Below are 19790 nucleotides of genomic sequence, written 5' to 3' on the forward strand. Positions count from 1 at the left end.
CTATTTTTAGATTTTTATATAAAAAACTAGGTTGTCACTCCCAATGTCGGAAATTGACAACCTAGTTTTCACAATTTACATTTTATAGGAGCGAATTATTTAGCATTTGCTGCGTATTCTTCGTTACGTTTGATCATTTGTTTTCTATACCAAGCAAAGATACCTACATAGAATACAAGGAAGGCTGCTGCACCAAGGATTGCTTTAATATCACCTGTTGTAGCATTACCGATTGCCCAACCAAATAGTTTTTCGATTGGTCCTTCAAGAGTTGAGTGAGTGATCAATTGAGTTTGGCTCACACCTTCTGGGAAGGCACCTACACCTTTAGCAAGTTCAGTTGCAAATGGAGCGATAAGAGTACCTGAAAGAAGGAAGAGTGGCAACAAGAGTGTTCCGAAGATAATCATACGGAGCAATTTACCACGTGTAACAACCAAGAGAGCTGGAGTTACACCCATAGCGATGATACCTGCAAGTGGCAAGATACCATTTCCGACATTTGAAAGAAGCACTGCTTCAATCAACATGATTGGAGCAAGTACGTTGGCACAAGCCCAGATTTCAGCACGACCAGCGATGAAAGGCCAGTCAAGACCGATATTAAATTTACGTCCTTGAAGACGTTTAGTAGCAACGTTTGTAATACCTTGTGAAAGTGGTTCTACGGCTGCAATGAACCAAGATCCGATAAGTGAGAAGAGCTCCAAGCAGACACCGGCAGTCAAACCAAGGCTCAACCAACCTTTAATAACAAGTTCCCAAGACGCCGCTTCTTCTACTCCAGCAACTGGATGTGGAGTTCCCATCAAACCTATAACGATACCAAGAATGAAACCGATGAAGAATTTAGATCCCCAGAAACCGATTTTTTTGTTCAATTTTGCAGCGTCAAAATCATATTTATCAAGACCTGGCAAAACTTTATCAAAGATCTTATCCAAGACCATGATAACTGGGTTCATCATGTAGTTCATATGAGTTGAAGTCATTGGTGACGAACTTGGTGCGTTAAGAAGGTCGTCGAAAGTTGGTTTCATCAAGTCAGAGTTGATAATCTTCAAAATACCAACAAGTACAACTGCTGCTGTCGCGATGAAGAGTGAAACCCCTTGGCTTACACCGTTGTTGTCAGCATACCATTTGATCAAAAGACCAGTGATTGACAAGTGCCAGATATCGAAGATATCGACGTCAAGTGTGTCCGTTTTCTTCATAGCAAGCATCACAACGTTGACAATCAACATTACAAGCAAGAAGTAAAGTGTCCAAGCAGATCCCCAAGTGATTGTAGCAAGTGGTGCCCAACCAACGTCGGTGATGTTCAATTGGATACCAGTATTTTCAACGAATTTCGCAAGTGAAGCTGAGAAAGCTCCGTTGAGCATACCGATGATGGCACCGATACCTGTAAGGGCGATGGCGAGCTTGATACCACCTTCAAGAGCTTTGGAGAATTTAACTCCAAAAAGTAGGGCCAACACTGTCAAAATGATCAGCATGATGATAGGGCCACCCATAGCCAAGATAGGTTTAAAGATATCGTTGGCCAGATTGATAATGACATCCATAATAGTTCCTCCCGTTTTTCTAAGTTATATGAATGTTAACAAGATAAAGATTAAATTAGCTTAGTCCGTGTTCTTTAATAGCTGCTTCAATATTGTCAAATACTGGAGCGCTCATTGCAGGAATACGGAACAAGATTGGTCCAGCTTCGATTACTGGAATACCTGGTTCAAAACCAAGATCTGTTGCAGCGATTGGAGTAAAGATATCGTAACCTTTCATAAGGTCTTCGTTCACATCTTTAACCATGACTGCATCACAGTGAACGTCATACCCACGGCTTGAAAGTTCTTCTTCTAGAGCACTTTTAATTTGGTGACTTGAGTTAACACCTGCACCGCAGGCAGCAAGAATTTTAATCATTAGGATTTCCTCCGATTTAATAATTTTAATGTACGATTTAAGCAGTTGCTTCAGAAATGTAAGTGTAGAGAGCTTCTGGTTCAGAAATTTTTGCCAGATCTTCTAAGTGACCATTTCCAGTAAAGAAGTCCATCAACTGAGCAAGAATATTGGTTTGACTCGAACTTGAATTGTTAATGATAAAGAAGAGTAGGGATACTGCTACTTCCCTATCAGGAGCAATCATATTGTGAAAAGTTACCGGTTTTTCTAGTCGAACAACCACCACTTTTTCAGCTAGATTATGAACAATATCTGTATGAGGAATCGCTACATTTGGCAAATCCTTTCCCAGAAATTCCATATCTAAGCCAGTTGGAAATGACTTTTCACGCGTGATCAAGGCTTCACGATAAGTTGGAGTTACAATTTCTCGTTCTTCCAACAGGGTTGCTACCTGATCAAAGAGTTGTTCTTGATTATCCGCTTCTAAGCAAAACACGAGGTCTTTGTCAAAGAAATGATCTAATCCCATAACATTTTCCCTTCTTTCAATTAACTTTTATGCTATAAGTATAACACTATATGAAATCGTTGTCAATGATTTTTTGTTTTATTTTGTTCATTTTTTTATAAATTGTGTTTTGTTTGATAAATACAATCAATATCAAACACTTCTTCGTTTCAACTACAAAAAAAAGAAGGCTGAGCCTTCTAATTTTGGATTGGTTATTTAATAGAAGATAAAATCTCTTCTAGTTTTTGATAGTCTTTGACACTATCGATTTCATAGATGCTATTACCTTCTAATTCTTCTACATATACATCTAGTTCTTTAATATTATCTTTAACCATATTGTCCCAGTAGAGATCCACAAATTCTCCACTTTCATAAGCTTTGTCAATAAAGCCAACAATCTTCTCAGCAGTTGGTGCATCCCAGAATGATACACCACTCAAAATACGGCCTGCCTTACTGTCAACAATGATATCTTGAACCTTATAGTCATCACCATAAACCAAGAACCATTCGTTTGTACAGTCTTCACGATAAACGCTAAAATAGGTAGAACGTTTAAGATCGTTTCGAAACATATTTTTGAAAAGATAGTTATCTGCATCGATGACGTAGCTGTTAGCCAAATCTTCTTTTACTAGATAAAGTGAGTAGAAGTTATTGTAATCAGCATACTTGTCGTTAAAGACTAAACGAACACCATATTTTTCTTTTAAGTAGTCAAATTGTTCTTTGAGATAGCCGACAACAATGATAATCTCATCAATTCCACGCTCTTTCAAAAATTCAATTTGGTATTCTACCAAAGGTTTTTGGTTGACCTTAACCAAGGCTTTAGGGGTATTTTCAGTCATAGGGCGCAGACGAGTTCCCAACCCCGCTGCCAAGATAATTGCTTTCACGCTATTCTCCTTTATTCTTTAATAATAATATAAACACCAGCCATAACAACAAGCGATGTAATAATGGTCACCATATCGAGTGGTGTACCTAAAAGCATTGCTGAGAACAATACTGTCCATACGACATAGCTTACGTTCAATCCAGTTGCTTTTGCAGGTTGTAAACGGTTGATAGCAATATAGTAGGCTAAGTATGAAATCATATTACATGCCGCAAAGACAATCAAGAGGCCGAGTAATTGCCCATCCGCCACTTCTGCAAATGAATGGTGAGAAAAGAGCACAATCACTAGATAGGACAAGAATGAGGTCACTTGTCGGATTAACAAGGCTTCAATTTCACTTAAATCACTTTCCATAGCATAGGAGCTGAGAACACTCTCACTTCCCCAAGCGATGGCACAAACTAATGCACAAAGAATTCCGATATAAAAAGAATTAACCTGCTCAACTTTGTAAGTCTGGGCAATTATGCCAGCGATAATCAACAAAATACCAAACACAGTATTCTTAGATACCTTGTGTTTCAAAATGAAAAATGCTAGTAAAACAGAAACTGCTGGATAGATAGCTGATACTGAAGATGCAAGAGAACTTCCGATATACTTAACCGCATAAAGATTGGCCTGCATGCCAATGGGACCAGCTAGCAAGGCTCCGATAATAACACTGACATTTCGGATATTTAGAAAAATCGAGAGTCGAACTTTTCCTTCTTTTACCAAAAGAAAAGCTAACAAGATAAAGATACTCAAGAAATCATGAGCAGCCGCCACCACAAAGGGAGAAAGATTTGTAAAAATCGAAAAGATATAAGAACTAATTGTCAGACCTAGCCCCCAGAAGATTCCTGAGAGCAGACCAAAAGAAACACCATTTTTATTCTTCATCCTAACCTCCATAATAGGTCAAACCGTCAACAGCTCTTTGGTAGCGACTCACACCATAATCTCCAAAGTCAGCGCCTTGATCTTCTTTGTACACTGTCCACAAACTCCAGATAGTATCTTGCAAAATTTTATAGATTCGAATCTTTTCACGAGATACTGGAGTTTTGTCATTCTCATAGTAGGTTAGAAAATCTTCTTCTTCCTGATTTGTAAATTCAGACTCCAAAAAGAGAGCTGCCAAATCCCACATTGGATCATTCATAGAAGAGTATTCCCAGTCGATCAAATACATGCGTCCTTGGGGTGACTCGATAAAGTTTTCTGGTACCAAGTCGATATGACAAGACTTTCTGTCAACACCCAAATCAGCCAACCTTTTCTCTAGTGAAAATACATCTTTTCTTACAGCTTCATAATTGGCGTAAGGGATATTTCCCTCAATCAAGGCTTCATATTTTTTGATTTCCTCAAAAGGAGCAAACTCTCCTCTTAGCTCTTTTCCTGAAGAGTGAATGGTTTGTAAAATTGGTGCAATCTTTTCAAACTTGGTCTTGATTGATGTTGAATCAAGAGTTACTGCTGATTCGATGTACTCATTTACCTTAATCCCAGACTCAATATCAAAGAGATAATTTTCGACATCTAGATTCAAATCTTTCAACAATTCAAGATTGTATTTTTCATCTTGACGATTGATGAGCTTTTCAGTCCCTTTTCCGAAAAATTTAACGATATAGGGTTTGGAGGTTGTTTTAACCAAATAATTCTGATTGGTCATACCGCCTAGCTGTTCAACACTAAGGACTTCCTCTTCATCCGATAGCAAAGAAGAAATTTTTTCTCTGATGAGTTTCTCCACAATTAACCTCCATCTTCTAAACTTCCCACTTAAATACTGTTTTAAAAGCAGTATTTAGGTCGGTGGCAAAGACACGGTGAATGTCCTTGATTTCTCTCACTGGTTCTTCGATATAAAGGATATTCTTCAGACGATTAGCAAACTTTTTGACTTCCATCATTTGAATGGCCTTCTCAAAATCGACGCGTCCTGAGCGAGACGATCCCACTAATAACAATCCTTTTTCCAAAGCATCTCGTGTATTGATATTAACCTTGTATTCGCTCACTCCCATCATGAGAATCGTTCCCTGTGGACGAATATAGCGAATCAAGTCATTGATAGCTGGGCCTGTTCCATCGCCACCACAACATTCAAATCCATGATCAAAGGTCAGATCCTCGGGAATATTATCCGTGATGTAGCACTCTTTTGCAAAAGAGAAAAGCTCCAATTTTTCCCAATGACGGCCAATCACGATAATCTCTGCTTCTGGCAAGGTGTAATTGATAATATTGGCAACCACAAAGGCCAAACTACCATCTCCGATAACAGCAATGCGCTCTCGCTTGCTGTGAGCAAGATTCAAGAAACGATCCATAGCATGCATACCCACACTCACAAACTCGGTAATGGCAGCAACTGTGTCCTCAATGGAATTATAAGACACGACACGATCTTTTGGAAGAGAGACAAATTCTCGCATAAAGCCATCATAACCACTAGATAGGAAGTGGGTCCCTATCATGTAGTTTTCGTAGAACTCCTTGTCACTCTGCATAGGCGGTTGATTAGGAATCATAACTACCTTTTGACCGACTTCATAAGTCCCGGTTGGATCTGAAATAACAGTTCCACAAGACTCGTGAATCATAGCCATAGGAAGCTTTTTAGCCAATATCTTTGGATCGCGTTTCCCTTGATAGTAACGTTGATCCGCATGACAAACCGCCATAAAATTTGGACGGATAAGGATATGATTCTCTTGATCAATGTCCTCTTCTTGGTATTTTACATTGATAAACTTTGGTTTGGTCAGTTGATAAATTTGATTAATCATAGCCTTAGTCTTTCTCAATCATACTTTTCGCGATTTTCAAGTCTGTTACAGTTGTGATTTTAAGGTTTGAGTATTCGCCTTTAGCTAGGGCAACGTCTTTCCCTTTGATAACAAAAATCTTACATGCATCCGTCAGGATTTCCTTTTCTTGATCAGATAGGGAACCATACAAATCCATGAAATCCTTGCAGCGGAAGGTTTGAGGTGTTTGACCCTGATAGAGGTGAGCACGATTTGGAATATCCGTGATAAATTGGCCATTAGTGCTTTCAACAATGGTATCAACCGCTTCTACTACTGTGTCAACTGCATCATGATCTTGAGCGAGCTTGATATTGTCCTGAATCATGCGAAGTGTGATAAAGGGACGAACAGAGTCGTGGGTAATCACGATATCTTCTGGAGTGATTGGACGATAGGCATTAATGGCTTCTATAATCTTCTCGATACTGGTATTGCGATCAGCCCCACCTTTGGTAATGATGATGCGATCCTTGTGGAGAGAAAGATACTTGTCAACTAGGTCCTCAGCGTGTGACACCCAGTCTCCATGAACTCCAACTACAATTTTTTCAATACTTGGTTCCAAAACAAATTTTTCGATTGTGTGGATCAAAATAGGTCGATCACCCAACTCCAAGAATTGTTTTGGTAAATTACTGATTCCCATGCGTGTGCCAGTTCCTCCGGCTAGGATTCCTGCATAGATCATTTATATTCTCCTTTAGTTTATTCTAAAAAACTCATTACTATCTATTATATCACAATCTGCCTCCATCATGAAGAAAAGACAGAGCGTCATTTAGTCTAATCAACACACCATTTAAGGTAAAAAGTGAACAATGTGTTACTAATTCTGGAAAGATCATAATAAATTAAGAAATAAAATTAGGTTATCCTCTATATTATCCGTTCAACGTTCGGTTAATATAGAGTTCTTTAGAATATAATAGAAACCTTAAAGAAAACTTAAATGAAATTATTTGTTTAGCAAAGAATACTAGGTGTGCTTAGTAAATTTCTTAAAAGTTGTTTGAGGGACTCATTATAAAAGCTCATATATCTCATGAATTAAACAAATAATAGACTTTTGAACCTAAAATTGATAAAATAAAAAAGAAAAAAATAGAAAAAGGAAATTGTAAACCGCCATGATGAACATGCAAAACATGATGCGCCAAGCACAAAAACTTCAAAAACAAATGGAACAAAGTCAAGCAGAACTCGCTGCTATGCAATTTGTTGGAAAATCTGCTCAAGATCTTGTCCAAGCGACCTTAACTGGAGATAAGAAAGTTGTTAGCATTGACTTCAGTCCAGCAGTTGTAGATCCAGAAGACCTAGAAACCTTGTCTGATATGACCGTTCAAGCCATCAACGCTGCTCTTGAACAAATTGATGAAACGACTAAGAAGAAACTAGGAGCTTTCGCTGGAAAATTACCATTCTAATCACCTATAGAAAAAGGAGGAAGGTTCACTTCTCCTTTTTTCTCTGTTAAAAATTAAAGAATTCCGTAGCTTTTTTCAAAAGAAGATCGGTGTATTCTGGATCTTCCTGAGCTGCTGCTAAAGTCTCCTGTAGCATCTCCATGTCATCTGTAATCATCCCATCCACTGACAACTGCAACGATTTATCAAGTGCATCAGAGCTATTGATGGTCCATACGTAAAGCTTTTGTTCTGTATACCAAAGTTTAGTAACAAAATATTCATCCAATGTTGAATACTCCATGGTATAGCCCGTTGCCTTGGTTTTTGGGAAAATACTATTATAAGGCAAGATGAAATAAGCTGGAATAGTCGAATCATATTTCAAAACTTGGTCAATCACATGATAGTCTAGTGATTGCATCTGATGACCATACTGCTTGATAATAGGGCCATACTTCTCTAGGAAACGTTCCATCATTTGTGGACTGTCTTTTTTACTGGTTTTAATTTCAATCAACAATCTTTGATGAAGTTCATTCGCGCGATTGAGATAGTCATCAAAACTAGATATCTTGGTTCGATAGCCATTTTCAGAAATATCTAACCCTGTCAACTCCTCTAGAGTCAAGTCTTGAGGATTAGCGTTGATACCTGCTAAGTTCTTAAGATTGGCGTCATGCATCATCACAAACTGACCATCTTTGGTCTCCTGTACATCCATTTCAATCAAATCTGGTTTCAATTGCGCTGTTTTTTCCAAAGACTGTACAGTGTTTTGTACACCATTTTTATTTGAAACGCCCCTATGTGAAATGATTAAAGGGGTATTTGTCACAGGAGCTTCCAGATAGATATAACCTTCCAGCGCAAAAAAGATACTAGCGCAGCCCATAACTCCCCATCTCATCAAATGATCTTTTTTTCTTCTTGGCATAATCTCCAGTTCCTCACCGGTCAAAAAGGAGACAAACTTAACAAGGAAATAGGTCAACGCCATATAGTGGATGTTTTTTATCAAGACAAAGTTGATAACTCCAAGAATCAGTGATTCTTTCTGTGTTAAATTGTCAATTACAATCTGTCCCATTAGCAAGGGAGTCAAGAGAAGGAAGAAAAAGAGATAGGTTTTAATAATAATGAGTAGCAAGTTCCAAGCATAAAAGAGAACTTGTTTCTTTGTCTTTTGTAGGCTATATTTTACTCCTTCTCTCACAGTCCTCTTTTCAAAGAGAATCTTCGGAAGGGCAAACATGAGTCGGACAGACACATAGAGCAAAATCCAAGCAGATGCAAAAATCATCAAGCCTACGAGCCAGTGCTTGTCTTCCAGATAAGTCACAATAAAGTCTGGAATAACGATTTTATTTAAGTAATAAATTTTTAAAATTTTCCTGATGAAAGGAAAGAGCATGGCTACGTAGAAGAATAGAAAAGCCATCTTGCAGAAGCTCAAGCGTTTCATGAATAGAAAACTTTGCTGGAAAACTTTGCGACTGTACTCAATCAAGGTTCTCTTTTCGTGGTAGAGAAGGTGACGCGCCCCAATAAAGAGGAGGCAAATCTGGAAATAGGCCACCAAAAAATTGATTACAATCAAGACGAGAAAAGCCAGACTGATTAAAGGAGAACTCGTGATAATGGCAAAAATATTATTGTAAGAAATAAACAAATAGCCCGTCTGGCTGAGTAAAAGACCAGCAAGAAAGGAATTGAGAGGTAACCACAGATATTCCACCATCATGAAAATTAAGAAAAAGAGGAAGAGAACTTTATCTAGGTTGAGGTAAATTTTCCTAAAACCTAGCTTTTTAGGTTTTTCAGGTTTCATAGGCACTCCTAGTCTAGAAATTGAGATAAATCTAACCCGCCAAAGGGATTCATAGATAGATTACTTTGTTCTTCTAACAATAGTTTTCCTTCATCCGATTCCAAAAAGGCTTCATAAACACGCGCCGTCATGCGGGCATCTTCTAAACTATTATGCGATTGACCTTTAAAGCCTAAGAAATTCGCCACAGTTTGCAATTTGAGATTAGCTATGCCGTGTAGGTCGGAACTACGACGTTCAAAAGCCTCATCATATAGGTCGACCTTGTACTGGTCACGATAGTCCAAGCCATGCTCCAAGAGAATAGGCAAATCACTATTAGCTGCATTGTAACCAACGATAGGTGAATTGCCAACAAATGCCTGAAAGTCCTGTAAAACTTGTTCTACTTTTGGCGCATCTTTCAAGGTTTCAGCTGTAATTCCTGTCAAACCATTAATAAAACTCTTTAAAGGCACGCTGGTATGGACATAAGAATCAAAGGCACCTATCTCTTGACCATCTTGAAAACGAACTGCTGATACCTGAATTAAATGGGTAACTCCTTCGTGTTGATTGAATTCTAAGTCAAAGGCGATATAATCTCTTAATTTTTCCATCTTTTACCTCAATTCCGACTCAATTTAAACTATAAATAAGAAAAGAAGCTATTAGGTTAGTGAATAACCCAAACAGCTTCTTTATTTTCCTCCAAACAGGCGAGCAAAAAAGCCTTTTTTGGTTGCTTGGACTTCTTCTTTTGCTTGGTCCAACTCGAGTTTCAAGCTTTCTTGATCCTTCATAGCTTGAAGAGTTAACTGTTGCTGCTGGTCCAATTGTTTGTCCTTTTCTGCAATCTGGCGGTCTTTGATGCGCATCTGCTCATCTTTTTCTGCCAGTTGCTGGTCCTTGGCCTTGAGTTGCTCGTACAAACGAAGAATTTCAGCATTTTTCTCATCGACCAAGATTTCCATCAGTTCGCGTTGTTTGACATCATCACTGACTGGTTCATCTTCAAAAATCGTTTTTTTATAGATTTCTTCTAGCTTAATCAAGCCACTTCGAGTAACTACTGTTACACCTTTGTCATTTTTTTTCGTGTCCTCTTCGGGAAGTTCTTTGACACGATTGTTGATTGCCTGACGAGATAGTCCTAAGACCTCTGCAATCTCGCTGACGGTCATTTCAATACTCATAATATCCTCTGAAACGTTTTCTAGCTTTTCTTTATTTAAATCTTATCATAAGCTAAATAAACTGTCAAATTTCCGCTTAATCCATAACCTTTAAAAAGGCCAGTAAAACTTGGGCAGAACGACGTCCAGCTTCAATGATAAACTCATCAAAAGAGATAGAAGCCTCGTGATTGGCATTGTCGCTCATGGCACGAATGACTAGGAAAGGTAGGCCAAGAGCCTGAGCTGCCTGTGCAATCGCTGCCCCTTCCATTTCAACTGCTAAAACATCCGGAAAGTGGGATTTGATACTAGCAATCTTATCATCTCCAGCTATAAAGCTATCCCCTGTGGCAATCAATCCTAGGTGCCAGTTCTGTTCTAATTGAGATAAATTCTCTTTAATCCTAGCGATAAAGTTCTTATCGGATTCAAAGTAAAGAGGTTGACCAGCCATCTGACCATAAGCATAGCCAAAAGCAGTTACATCCACATCATGGTAAGCCAATTTATCCGCAATCACTACATCTCCAACGGCAATCCCTTCTGCAACTGCACCTGCTGATCCTGTATTGATAACGGCATCCACTTGGAAATGGTCAGCTAACACCGCTACACTCATAGCTGACATGACCTTTCCAACCCCACTCTGAACTAGGACAACTTCTGTCTTGCCAACAGTGCCAGTGTAGTAAGTATTTCCGAGGACTTGGACTTCTTGTGCTCTATCTAAATTCTGAGTCAAGTGTAGGAGCTCTTCTGGCATGGCAGCAATGATTCCAATTTTCATTTCATGTCCTTTCAATTACAAGAGTTTCATCGCCAACACTAACAAAATCAAGAGTAGGATGACTGCAAATAAGATGCGATTGAGTTTCGAATTAAAAACATTTCTCTTAGTGTTCTCAATGCGACGACTCTTATGAATCGTTGGTTCTACTTCGATTGTAAGTGTATCTTGACTAAAACCGTGGTCTCTAGAACGTGAATAACCAAAATGTTGTGAAGACGTTGGTAGGATCTTTGTTTCCTCATCATCTTGAAGAGGTGGCCCTGATATTTTCTCACCGCGGTTGGCACGTTCAATCATTTCGTCTGTTAATAAAGGTTTTCCCATGGGTTACTCCTCTATTTCTTTTGTAGTTCCCAGTACTGGATTGCCATGATGGTCTTGGCATCACAGATATGACCTGACTGGATCAGGTTCTTGGCTTCCTCTAGACTTACTTCTAGGACCTCCAAGGTTTCATCATCATCTTGTGGACGAGGATTTTCTACCTTAGTCAAATCTCTTGCAAGGTAGAGTTTTAGTTTTTCGTTGCAAAAACCAATCGCAGAATAGAAATCATACAACAGTTCTAACTTAGCTGTGTAGGCAACCTCTTCTTCCAATTCACGAAGTGCCGCTGCCATTGGATCTGCATTTTCACCAATTTCCAGTTTACCTGCAGGAATCTCATAAGAGACCGCCTCAATAGCCTTTCGGTATTGCTTAACGAGGACAATTTTGTCCTCGGCTGTCACGGCTAGTACACAAACAGCTCCATTGTGAAAAATCAAGTCACGTTGGGCAGTTCCCTTTCCTTCTGGTAGTTCCACCTGGTCTTGTACCAGTTTGAAAATAGGACCTTGGTAGATTTCTTTTCGACTAAGCGTTTTTTCTTCAAATTCCATGACAAACTCCTACTGGTTCTTGGGATGATGAGGCAAGCGAGTTGCGTATTCATCTTTGTTAACTTGTCGTCCACGTCCAATAGCAATAGCATCAGCAGGAACATTCTTGGTAATAGTTGAACCAGCTCCAACAAGAGAATTGTCACCAAGTTCTACAGGGGCAATGATGGTTGAGTTTGAGCCAACAAAGACATTGTTTCCGATGACTGTCTTGTATTTGTTTTTCCCGTCATAGTTAACTGTAATGGTACCAGCACCGAAATTAACGTTGCTACCCACTTCACAGTTTCCGATATAAGTCAAATGACCCGCCTTGGTATTTTCACCGATTGAAGATCCTTTTACTTCAACAAAATTTCCAATGTGAACTTGAGCAGCCAGACTTGAACCTGGACGGATATGGGCATAAGGACCAACAGTCACTCCGTCTGCTACCAAGCTTTCCTCAATCATAGAGTTGGTAATCACAGCTCCTGCTCCGATAGTGCTATCCACTACATAAGTTCCATTTGTTAAAATAGTCTCCGCACCAATATTCGTTTGACCTTTCAAGGTAACGTTGGCTTCGATTTGGACCTCAGGAGCAATCTCAACATCAATGTCGATGTATGTTGCTTCTGGATTGACAAAGCTAACACCATTAACCATGTGCTTTTGATTGATACGGCGGCGCATCACTGCTTCCGCAGTCGCAAGAGCTACACGGTCATTTACCCCAAGACTTTCATCAAAATCCTTGAGAGTATAGGCCCCAACCTTCTCACCCGCATTACGGAAAATACCAATCACATCAGTAATATAGTACTCACCTTGGGCATTGTTAGTGTTGATGTTTTTAAGGGCTTCAAAAAGACGTTCATTGTCAAATACGTAAGTTCCAGTATTGATTTCCTTGATTTGTTTTTCAAAATCAGTCGCATCCTTTTGCTCAACAATACGAAGAACTTCTGCATTATCGTTTCGAACAATTCGACCGTATCCAAAAGGATTTGCTGCTTCAGCTGTCAGGATAGTCGCAACATTTTTGTGATTGATATGGAAATCCAAGAGGTTTTTCAAGCTTTCACCTGTAATCAGAGGAGTATCTCCAGCGATAACCAAGGTGTGGCCAGTGCGATTTTGGAGAATAGGCTCTGCCATCATGACAGCATGCCCAGTTCCTAGTTGTTCTGATTGGGTAACAAAGTCTGTCTGACCAGCCAATACTTGCTCAACCAGCTCAGCCTTGTGACCAACTACAGTAACTGTTTTTTCAGGTTGAATAGCACCAACACTACGAAAAACGTGTTCCAACATCGAAATTCCTGCTACTTTATGAAGTACTTTGGGAAGATCTGATTTCATGCGAGTACCCTTACCCGCTGCTAAAATAATGGCATAATTTGACATACTATTCTCTTTTCTGTAAAAATTCCCTTATATTATACCATAATTTTACTTTTAAAGAACAAACAAACAGGTGCTCTCCTGAAAATCTTCCCTACTTGTCTACATTTCTAAACTGTTTCCTTTGATTTTTTAAAATTTTTACGCTAAACTAAGTAAATATGAGAAAACAAATTCATCCAGCTATTATTTTTAGTTTATTTGGAATTTTCATAGCGATTTTACTCCTCAACAAACCAAGTTTTGAGGACCATCCTATCAAAACTAAACCAAATGCTCTTCAAGTTGAAACACAAGCCTTGCATAATCTTGATAAACCCATTATCGACGTCTCTGGTTGGCAAAGACCTGAGGAAATCAACTACGACATCTTGGCTCAAAACATTTCTGGTGTTATCGTTCGCGTGCACAATGGAGCTCAGCATACTGAAGCAAATGATGCTGCCTTTATCAATGGTGTCGATAAAGCCTATAAAAATCATATAGCAGAATTTCAAAAACGGAATGTCCCTGTGGGGGTTTATGCCTATGTAGCTGGAAAAAATAAGGAAGAAATGGAGAAGGCTGCTGAAGTCTTCTACAACGCTGCTTCTCCCTACAATCCTAGCTACTACTGGTTAGATGTTGAAGAAAAAACAATGTCCGATATGAATGAAGGTGTTGAAGCCTTTCGTGCCAAACTGGCAGCTCTCGGCGCTAAAAACATCGGGATCTACGTTGGGGTTTACTTCATGCAAGAGCATAGTATCAATACAAATAAGTTCACTGCTATTTGGATCCCTTCCTATGGAACTGACTCTGGTTATTTTGAAACTAAGCCAAATACTGATCTGGACTACGATCTCCACCAGTACACTTCTAAGGGGAGAATTGCAGGATTTGAACATCATTTGGACATCAATCTGATTTCTACTGACAAAGACAAGGAAGAAACCTTCAGAAAACTATTTTTAAGACCATAAGACAAGTGAAAATAACAAACTTTTTCACTTGTTTTTTCATTTTCTCCCCGTCTGTGTTATAATTGATAGCATAGAGAAAGAATTTTATGAAATTGAGGATTTTATTATGTTTTCATGGATTGCACGAGTTATTAAAGGAATCGTCATCGCCTTAGGATTTATCCTACCAGGAATTTCTGGCGGTGTTTTAGCAGCTATTTTGGGAATTTACGAGCGAATGATTGGCTTTCTTGCTCATCCCTTTAAAGATTTTAAAGAGAATGTCCTTTACTTTATCCCAGTAGCTATCGGGATGTTGCTTGGGATTGGTTTGTTTTCCTATCCGATCGAGTATTTGCTAGAAAATTACCAAGTCTATGTTTTGTGGAGCTTTGCTGGAGCTATCATCGGTACAGTTCCTAGCCTCCTTAAAGAATCTACTAGAGAGTCTGATCGTGATAAGATTGACCTAGTTTGGTTCTGGACTACCTTTATCATTTCAGGATTTGGCCTCTACGCTTTAAATTTTGTTGTAGGTTCACTCAGTGCTAGTTTTGTAAACTTCATCTTGGCAGGTGTTCTTTTAGCTCTTGGTGTTTTGGTGCCTGGTTTAAGTCCGTCAAATCTACTTTTGATTTTGGGTCTGTACGCTCCTATGCTGACTGGTTTTAAAACCTTTGATTTATTTGGAACCTTCCTTCCTATCGGGATTGGTGCAGGAGCAACCCTCATTATCTTTTCAAAATTAATGGATCACGCCTTGAACAACTACCACTCTCGTGTCTATCACTTTATTATAGGAATTGTGCTTTCAAGCACTCTCTTAATTTTGATTCCAAATGCTGGAAATGCTGAAAGTATCCAATACACTAGACTTTCTATTGTGAGCTATGTTCTCATCGCCTTCTTCTTTGCGCTTGGCATTTGGCTTGGTATCTGGATGAGCCAGCTGGAGGATAAGTATAAATAATGGCAAAGAAAGTTAAGATTAAAAAAACCTTGGTCGAGCAGATCTTGACCAAGGTTGGGATTGACCATACTGGTATTCAAATCAATGCGCTTGAAGGAGAACTTCCTCCTGAATACGACCGAAAAGAGATTTTTAAAACTTTGGCTCTTTTGGGAGACAAGACAGGACCGATTATTGGAATTGTTCCCATAACGGAACACCTCGCTGAGAAAAAACTAGCAAAGGTTTCTGGAAATAAAAAAGTGAGTATGATTCCACAAAAAGATCTGGAAAAAACGACAGGCTATATTCATGGGGCTAATAACCCCGTCGGCATTCGCCAAAAACACAATTATCCAATTTTTATTGATAAGACTGCTTTGGATTTGGACCAAATGATCGTATCTGCTGGGGAAGTCGGGCATAGTATTATCATTGATCCCCAAGACTTAGTCAGTTTTGTAAAAGCGGATTTTGCTGATATCTTGGAGGAAAACAAGTGATGAAACTCTATTTTGTCCGTCATGGCCGCACCCTCTGGAATCTTGAAGGACGTTTTCAAGGTGCTAGTGGGGACTCTCCCCTTCTTCCAGAATCCATTGACATCCTAAAGCAACTGGGCCAGTATCTCAAGGAAATACCTTTTGATAAGATTTATTCAAGTGATTTACCTCGAGCAGTCAAATCTGCTGAGATTATCCAAAGTCAACTCCATACCCCCTGTCCTTTAGAGAGCATTCCTGATCTACGCGAATGGCAACTTGGAAAACTTGAAGGTTTAAAAATCGCAACGCTCAATGCCATCTATCCACGACAAATCAAGGCCTTTCGCTCTAATCTGGCCCAGTTTGATACGAAGATGTTTGAAGCCGAGTCCCTCTACTCTACGACTCAGCGTACTATTCAATTTATCAAATCTCTGAAAGAAAGTCCGGCTGAAAGAGTTCTGATTGTCGGTCATGGAGCAAATCTCACTGCTAGCCTACGTACTCTCTTAGGCTATAAAGAGGCTCACCTTCGCAAAGATGGAGGCTTGGCCAATGCTAGTCTGACAATTTTGGACACTGAGGATTTTGAAACCTTCACTCTCGAAAGATGGAATGACACTTCCTATCAAGAAAAATAATGGAACTTGATTCCAATGGTCAAGTTCTTTTTAGTTTTCAAAGAATATCCGTGAATTTCTCTGTTATTTATGATAAAATGGGAGTATCGCAAAAAATGACTCATCGTATCAAATTTTGAGTAAAATTAGGAGGAACCCATGTCTACAGAACATATGGAAGAACTAAATGACCAGCAGATCGTTCGCCGTGAAAAAATGGCTGCGCTCCGTGAACAAGGAATCGATCCCTTCGGAAAACGTTTTGAACGTACTGCTAACTCTCAAGAACTAAAAGACAAATTCGCAGAACTCGATAAAGAACAACTACATGAATTAAACGAAACTGCTACAATCGCAGGTCGCTTGGTTACCAAACGTGGAAAAGGGAAAGTTGGCTTTGCCCATCTCCAAGACCGTGAAGGACAAATTCAGATTTACGTCCGTAAAGACGAAGTCGGTGAAGAAAACTACGAAATCTTTAAAAAGGCAGACCTTGGTGACTTCCTCGGTGTTGAAGGCGAAGTCATGCGTACGGATATGGGTGAACTCTCTATCAAGGCAACTCATATCACTCACTTGTCTAAAGCACTTCGCCCACTTCCTGAGAAATTCCACGGTTTGACAGACGTTGAAACCATCTATCGTAAACGTTACCTTGATTTGATTTCTAACCGCGAGAGCTTTGAACGCTTTGTCACTCGTTCAAAAATTATCTCTGAAATCCGTCGTTACCTCGACCAAAAAGGTTTCCTTGAAGTGGAAACACCTGTTCTTCACAACGAAGCTGGTGGTGCTGCTGCTCGTCCATTTATCACTCACCACAATGCCCAAAACATAGACATGGTCCTTCGTATCGCGACTGAGCTCCACTTGAAACGTCTTATCGTTGGTGGTATGGAACGTGTCTATGAAATTGGCCGTATCTTCCGTAACGAAGGAATGGATGCTACTCATAACCCTGAGTTCACTTCTATCGAGGTTTACCAAGCTTATGCAGACTTCCAAGACATCATGGACTTGACGGAAGGTATTATCCAACACGCTACTAAGGCAGTTAAGGGTGATGGTCCAGTTAACTATCAAGGTACTGAAATTAAGATCAACGAACCATTTAAACGTGTTCACATGGTGGATGCTATCAAAGAAATTACTGGTGTAGACTTCTGGCAAGACATGACTTTCGAAGAAGCTAAAGCTATCGCGGCTGAGAAGAAAGTTCCAGTTGAGAAACACTACACTGAAGTTGGTCACATCATCAACGCTTTCTTTGAAGAATTTGTCGAAGAAACCTTGATCCAACCAACCTTTGTCTATGGTCATCCAGTAGCTGTATCACCACTTGCTAAGAAAAATCCTGAAGATGAACGCTTTACTGACCGTTTTGAGCTCTTCATTATGACCAAGGAATACGGTAACGCCTTTACTGAGTTGAACGACCCAATCGACCAACTTAGCCGTTTCGAAGCCCAAGCTAAAGCCAAAGAACTTGGTGATGATGAGGCAACAGGTATCGACTACGACTACATCGAAGCTCTTGAATACGGTATGCCACCAACAGGTGGTTTGGGTATCGGTATTGACCGTCTTTGCATGCTCCTCACTGATACAACCACTATCCGTGACGTATTGCTCTTCCCAACAATGAAATAAACTCTTATCCTCTGGTACTTGCCAGAGGATTTTTCGATACAAAAAGAGACTGAGGAAAAACTCAATCTCTTTTCTTATTCTTGATTTTTGACTTGACTGGTTGCTACGTCTTCTCCAAACCATTTTTGACTAATTTCTTGGAACTTACCATCCTTGTAAAGACTAGAAAATCCTTCATTTATCTTATTAACCAGAGTTGTATCTTCCTTACGTGCTCCAACTGCAAAAGCTTCTGTTTCTAGTCCAACTGTAAAGATATTATAATCGTTTAAAACGCCTTCTGCTTCTAAATAATAGTTTGCATAGACACGATCAATCAATAGGCCGTCAATTCGATCGTTTTTCAAATCAATCAAGGCTTCATTAAAGGTTTGGTATTGATTCGCTTCATTATTAGCGACAATATCCTTCAAAATCGCTGGCTTTCCTTCAAAGTCCGCATAACCAGATGAACCAGCTTGAGCTCCCAAAGTCTTTCCAGTCATACCTTTTGCAGTCGTGATACCTGACGATTTCTTAGTAACCAATACCTGCTCATTCTTCATATATGAGTTACTGAACGCTACCTTTTCACGACGTTCGTCTGTAGCGGAATAGCCATTCCAAATCAGATCAATCGTTCCTTTTGTCAATTCAGCTTCTTTCAAATCCCAATCAATCGGTTGCCAATTTACCGTAATTCCGTATTTTTCAAAAACAGCTGTAGCTAAATCAATATCAAATCCTGCATAGGAACCATCTTTCTGAGCAAATCCCATTGGAACAAAAGTACTATCAAACCCAATAGTAATAGACTTGTTAGACTCGTACTTAGACCAATTATCTCCACTAGTTTCACTAGAATTTTTCCCACAAGCTACTAAGAACAAAGCAGTCATTAGGCTGACTAATACAAGCATCAATTTTTTCATCACTTTTCCTCCTATTTAGGCTCTACTTTTAATAATACATCTGCAATATTTTCAGCGAATTGTAAATCGTGGGTAACCACAATCTGCGTCATACCAAGTTCCCTATTTTGCAAGATCAGTTTTTCCACTTCCAAGCGCAATTCTGGATCCAGAGCAGAAGTTGGTTCATCGTAACCAATGATTTCTGGGTCAATCATCATAGCACGCGCCAAGGCCACCCGCTGCTTTTGCCCACCTGATAATGAAAATGGATAAGCATCTGCGTGCTCTGCTAGTCCTAACTGTTCCAAGAGTCCACGCGCCTTCTTCTCTGCCTCTTCCTGCTTCATTCCCATTGTTTTCACAGGCGATAAGGTCAAATTGTCTAAAACTGATAAATGAGGGAAAAGTTGAAAATCTTGGAAGACAAATCCTAGTAGGTTGCGCTTTTCTAGTTCATCTAAAGCTAGAGATTCACCGTTATAGTAGATTTCTCCAGAATCGATAGTTTCCAGTCCAGCTAACATACGTAATAAGGTTGTTTTTCCGCCTCCTGATGGACCTACGATTGCCAGGATTTGCTTTTCAGGAATTGATAGGCTGAAATTAGTTAAGATTTGTTTGCCACCAAAGGCCTTGTTGATGTTTCGTAATTCTAACAT

At 39.4% G+C, this 19790-nt stretch carries 23 protein-coding genes; 6 read left to right on the forward strand and 17 right to left on the reverse strand.

Annotated features, from left to right (window positions below):
• Positions 1-95 precede the first annotated feature (95 nt).
• The 8 genes from GOM47_RS05490 to GOM47_RS05525 form a co-directional block, all read right to left on the reverse strand.
• Positions 96-1571 (reverse strand): PTS galactitol transporter subunit IIC, encoded by a 1476-nt coding sequence (locus tag GOM47_RS05490; protein ID WP_235080095.1) that lies wholly within the window; start codon positions 1569-1571, stop codon positions 96-98.
• Between the two features lie 55 nt (positions 1572-1626).
• Positions 1627-1932: a PTS sugar transporter subunit IIB gene (locus GOM47_RS05495; RefSeq protein WP_000590577.1), complete on the reverse strand. Its 306-nt coding sequence runs from the start codon at positions 1930-1932 to the stop codon at positions 1627-1629.
• A gap of 37 nt (positions 1933-1969) precedes the next feature.
• On the reverse strand, positions 1970-2446 hold the full coding sequence (locus GOM47_RS05500; protein ID WP_235080096.1) for a PTS sugar transporter subunit IIA: 477 nt from the start codon (positions 2444-2446) through the stop codon (positions 1970-1972).
• Positions 2447-2640: 194 nt separating this feature from the next.
• Positions 2641-3330, reverse strand: coding sequence for a sugar phosphate nucleotidyltransferase (locus tag GOM47_RS05505; protein WP_061588148.1), 690 nt, complete (start codon positions 3328-3330; stop codon positions 2641-2643).
• Between the two features lie 11 nt (positions 3331-3341).
• Positions 3342-4220 (reverse strand): DMT family transporter, encoded by an 879-nt coding sequence (locus GOM47_RS05510; protein WP_235080097.1) that lies wholly within the window; start codon positions 4218-4220, stop codon positions 3342-3344.
• Position 4221: 1 nt separating this feature from the next.
• Complete coding sequence (locus tag GOM47_RS05515) at positions 4222-5079, reverse strand: phosphotransferase family protein (protein ID WP_235080098.1); 858 nt, start codon at positions 5077-5079, stop codon at positions 4222-4224.
• 16 nt (positions 5080-5095) lie between these two features.
• Positions 5096-6118 (reverse strand): ribitol-5-phosphate dehydrogenase, encoded by a 1023-nt coding sequence (locus tag GOM47_RS05520; protein ID WP_235080099.1) that lies wholly within the window; start codon positions 6116-6118, stop codon positions 5096-5098.
• Between the two features lie 4 nt (positions 6119-6122).
• Positions 6123-6830 (reverse strand): 2-C-methyl-D-erythritol 4-phosphate cytidylyltransferase, encoded by a 708-nt coding sequence (locus GOM47_RS05525; protein WP_235080101.1) that lies wholly within the window; start codon positions 6828-6830, stop codon positions 6123-6125.
• A 439-nt stretch (positions 6831-7269) separates the two neighbouring features.
• On the opposite strand from GOM47_RS05525, the gene GOM47_RS05530 reads away from it, so the two are divergent.
• Positions 7270-7569, forward strand: coding sequence for a YbaB/EbfC family nucleoid-associated protein (locus GOM47_RS05530; RefSeq protein WP_000981527.1), 300 nt, complete (start codon positions 7270-7272; stop codon positions 7567-7569).
• 46 nt (positions 7570-7615) lie between these two features.
• Here GOM47_RS05530 and GOM47_RS05535 read toward each other — a convergent pair whose 3' ends face one another.
• The 7 genes from GOM47_RS05535 to glmU form a co-directional block, all read right to left on the reverse strand.
• Positions 7616-9379 (reverse strand): glycerophosphoryl diester phosphodiesterase membrane domain-containing protein, encoded by a 1764-nt coding sequence (locus GOM47_RS05535; protein WP_235080102.1) that lies wholly within the window; start codon positions 9377-9379, stop codon positions 7616-7618.
• A gap of 8 nt (positions 9380-9387) precedes the next feature.
• Entirely contained in the window at positions 9388-9978 is a 591-nt protein-coding gene (locus GOM47_RS05540) for a 3'-5' exonuclease (RefSeq protein WP_235080103.1), read from the reverse strand.
• Between the two features lie 81 nt (positions 9979-10059).
• Complete coding sequence (rocS, locus tag GOM47_RS05545) at positions 10060-10554, reverse strand: chromosome segregation protein RocS (protein WP_000021247.1); 495 nt, start codon at positions 10552-10554, stop codon at positions 10060-10062.
• A gap of 76 nt (positions 10555-10630) precedes the next feature.
• Entirely contained in the window at positions 10631-11323 is a 693-nt protein-coding gene (locus tag GOM47_RS05550; protein ID WP_235080104.1) for a 5'-methylthioadenosine/adenosylhomocysteine nucleosidase, read from the reverse strand.
• Positions 11324-11338: 15 nt separating this feature from the next.
• On the reverse strand, positions 11339-11650 hold the full coding sequence (macP, locus tag GOM47_RS05555; RefSeq protein WP_000517873.1) for a cell wall synthase accessory phosphoprotein MacP: 312 nt from the start codon (positions 11648-11650) through the stop codon (positions 11339-11341).
• Positions 11651-11661: 11 nt separating this feature from the next.
• Positions 11662-12207 (reverse strand): NUDIX hydrolase, encoded by a 546-nt coding sequence (locus GOM47_RS05560; protein WP_235080105.1) that lies wholly within the window; start codon positions 12205-12207, stop codon positions 11662-11664.
• A gap of 9 nt (positions 12208-12216) precedes the next feature.
• Entirely contained in the window at positions 12217-13596 is a 1380-nt protein-coding gene (gene glmU / locus GOM47_RS05565) for a bifunctional UDP-N-acetylglucosamine diphosphorylase/glucosamine-1-phosphate N-acetyltransferase GlmU (RefSeq protein ID WP_235080106.1), read from the reverse strand.
• A 158-nt stretch (positions 13597-13754) separates the two neighbouring features.
• On the opposite strand from glmU, the gene GOM47_RS05570 reads away from it, so the two are divergent.
• The 5 genes from GOM47_RS05570 to lysS all read left to right on the forward strand — a co-directional run bounded on the left by GOM47_RS05570 (position 13755) and on the right by lysS (position 18238).
• Positions 13755-14555, forward strand: coding sequence for a glycoside hydrolase family 25 protein (locus GOM47_RS05570; protein ID WP_235080107.1), 801 nt, complete (start codon positions 13755-13757; stop codon positions 14553-14555).
• Positions 14556-14661: 106 nt separating this feature from the next.
• Complete coding sequence (locus GOM47_RS05575) at positions 14662-15504, forward strand: DUF368 domain-containing protein (protein WP_235080108.1); 843 nt, start codon at positions 14662-14664, stop codon at positions 15502-15504.
• Positions 15504-15986, forward strand: a complete 483-nt coding sequence (locus GOM47_RS05580) for an aminoacyl-tRNA deacylase (RefSeq protein ID WP_235080109.1) — start codon at positions 15504-15506, stop codon at positions 15984-15986. The genes GOM47_RS05575 and GOM47_RS05580 overlap by 1 nt, the downstream gene beginning before the upstream one ends.
• Positions 15986-16609, forward strand: a complete 624-nt coding sequence (locus GOM47_RS05585) for a histidine phosphatase family protein (protein ID WP_235081280.1) — start codon at positions 15986-15988, stop codon at positions 16607-16609. The genes GOM47_RS05580 and GOM47_RS05585 overlap by 1 nt, the downstream gene beginning before the upstream one ends.
• Positions 16610-16747: 138 nt before the next feature.
• A complete protein-coding gene (lysS, locus tag GOM47_RS05590; protein WP_235080111.1) occupies positions 16748-18238 on the forward strand; it encodes a lysine--tRNA ligase in 1491 nt (496 codons plus the stop codon).
• Positions 18239-18312: 74 nt separating this feature from the next.
• Here the strand turns inward: lysS and GOM47_RS05595 are convergent, their stop codons facing one another.
• Positions 18313-19149: an amino acid ABC transporter substrate-binding protein gene (locus tag GOM47_RS05595; protein ID WP_235080112.1), complete on the reverse strand. Its 837-nt coding sequence runs from the start codon at positions 19147-19149 to the stop codon at positions 18313-18315.
• Positions 19150-19160: 11 nt separating this feature from the next.
• Positions 19161-19790: an amino acid ABC transporter ATP-binding protein gene (locus GOM47_RS05600; protein ID WP_235080114.1), complete on the reverse strand. Its 630-nt coding sequence runs from the start codon at positions 19788-19790 to the stop codon at positions 19161-19163.

Source organism: Streptococcus oralis, from assembly GCF_021497945.1.
GTDB lineage: Bacteria > Bacillota > Bacilli > Lactobacillales > Streptococcaceae > Streptococcus > Streptococcus oralis_BR.